The organism is Vibrio sp. 2134-1 (assembly GCF_033339495.1).
The window spans coordinates 1-630 of the sequence record NZ_JAWOUS010000577.1; the positions used below are offsets into that span (position 1 = coordinate 1).

1 protein-coding gene is annotated in these 630 nt (G+C 46.8%); it reads left to right on the forward strand.

All coding sequences use genetic code 11. The annotated features are described in order from the left end of the window. The coding region (locus tag R7R78_RS27320) for a DUF3413 domain-containing protein (RefSeq protein WP_225474757.1) at positions 1-630 on the forward strand (630 nt) is incomplete at both ends.

Consider the following 630-nt stretch of genomic DNA (forward strand, 5'->3'; position numbering starts at 1 on the left):
AGTCATTGGTTTGCATTCTTCAACATCGTAGCTTCGATGTTGATAGGCACACGCTACATTGTTCAGTCGCCTTGGCCCGAGACGTTGCTGGGTCAGTTCTATCTTGCGGTTTCGTGGGTTGGCCATTTTGGCTTCCTTGTTTTCGCTCTCTACTTATTGGTTCTGTTCCCGTTGACGTTTGTCCTGCCATCACGGAAGTTATTCCGTTTGGTGGCAGTGATCTTTGCCACTGTTGGACAAACAATCTTATTGATTGATACCCAGGCATACCAATCCATTAACCTGCACCTAACCCCTGTGGTTTGGGAGCTGTTATTCAGCGACGATAAAAGTGCGTTAAGCTCGGATCTACAACACCTGTTTGTTGTGATGCCGCTGATATTCCTTGTTCAGCTCGCCTTATCAGAATGGGTTTGGCGTAAACAGCGCAAACTGTCTCACAAACACGTTGGTCGTCCACTGGCTGCCGTGTTCTTTTTGAGCTTTCTGACCAGTCATTTGGTCTACATTTGGGCTGATGCCTATTTCTATAATCCGATCACGAGCCAACGCTCAAACTTCCCGCTTTCTTACCCAATGACAGCGAAAAGCTTTATGGAAAAACATGGTCTGCTTGACCGTGAAGAGTAC